Source organism: Syntrophomonas sp. UBA5494 (assembly GCF_002426325.1).
In genome coordinates this window covers 791-1836 of the sequence record NZ_DIPG01000032.1, presented here as the reverse complement: position 1 = coordinate 1836, position 1046 = coordinate 791, and the positions used below count along the sequence as shown (strand labels likewise).

Sequence of the window (1046 nt, the reverse complement as noted above, 5' to 3'; positions counted from 1 at the left end):
TACAGTTCTTCACTTAATTTGCCGGCCGCCCGCTTGATTTGTTCCCCGGACAAAAAGCGGCGGTCATTGGTAACCTGAGCAATCAGGCTGTTGATCAAAGTCTGGCTGTCGGGGGGAAGTTCATCCACCCGGTAGCCGCGCCGGGCCATCTCCCCCAGCAGCAGGCGAATGCTTTCCGGAGAATCCAATCCCGCTGCACTGCCGATATTGGAGTTGGTGGCGGGATAATTGTGAAAAATGACAGCGATTTTTTTATCGGCGTTGGCTTTGCGGCGCAGCCCGGCCCACTTGCCGGCTTTGCGCACCACCATACTGATGCGTTCCCCGATAGCGGTGTAGCGGCTGTCTCCAGTAGCCCGGTATTCTTTCCCGGCTACGGGCGCCGCATGGATAATACCGTCGAATTCCGGCAGGGTAATGCTGGCCGACATTTCCATAGCGGTCATGCCATCCATGCACTGCTCCCATTCTGCTTCGGAACGAATCAAAGCGTAAGCATGCAAGACGGGTACGCCCAGCTTATGCAAAAACTTTTGGTCAACGGCTTTACTGGTGGTCAGGGAAAATTTAATGGTATTGATCAAAACATCGATGCCGGCCGCATCGTCCTGATAGAAATAAGTCCGGACGGTTTCATCCACACCCGGTATGTTGAAATCCGGATCGGGCAGTCCCATAGTAAAAACGGCCATGGCATTCATGCCCTGCCGCTCAATTTCTTCGATCAGGGCGGTCTGGTAGGACAGATCCGACCACACCCACTCATCCCGGTAAAAAATAATCCCTATGGTGGCCCGGTCGTTCCGGCAGAATCTGCTGCGGTATTCCCCGACATCGGTAAAGGGCTGCTGGGCCCGGGGATGAAAAATGCCGTTCCATACCAAGGGCTGCGGCGGAGCGAATGGATATTGCCCCCCGCAAAAGCTGCGGCCCATCCACAGCCACAAATTACGGTAATTTTCAAACCCGCCATACATGAGATAGCGGGCGATAGCGTCCTGATCCGCCTGGGTGACGCCCTGCCGGTTTTCTTCCGGATAGGGATC

At 55.2% G+C, this 1046-nt stretch carries 1 protein-coding gene; it reads right to left on the bottom strand.

Annotation, left to right across the window (positions count from 1 at the left end; all coding sequences use genetic code 11):
• The coding region (locus B3W37_RS03385) for a cobaltochelatase subunit CobN (RefSeq protein ID WP_483174780.1) at positions 1-1046 on the bottom strand (1046 nt) is incomplete at both ends.